Below are 245 nucleotides of genomic sequence, written 5' to 3'. Positions count from 1 at the left end.
CACGCGTGGCGGTCACTCGCACACGGGAACCGACGACACGACAACCGATGAAAGCGAACGCGGCTTGTTTGTCTTGTTCGCGCTGGTTGAGTCTGTGCCGAACGTGCAGAGCGTGAGACCGCGCCGCGCGGGCGTGTTGGAAAGAAGCCCGACGCCGCCCGCGAAAACCTGTCGTCGTATCGTGCTGCTCGCGTCCGATATCACGGGCTACGCGATGGAGTACGACCCCGCGTAAGCCACAAGAA

General features: G+C 62.9%; 1 protein-coding gene. It reads left to right on the top strand.

The features are described 5' to 3' along the window. A partial coding sequence (locus tag AC1RPG_RS08930) for a hypothetical protein (RefSeq protein ID WP_481762629.1) occupies positions 1–235 on the top strand: 235 nt, incomplete at its 5' end. Positions 236–245 lie beyond the last annotated feature (10 nt).

This window comes from Dellaglioa sp. CoH-57-MRSF-18 (genome assembly GCF_056781995.1).
The sequence above is the reverse complement of the archived record's forward strand: the minus strand, read 5'-3'. Positions and strand labels throughout refer to the sequence as shown.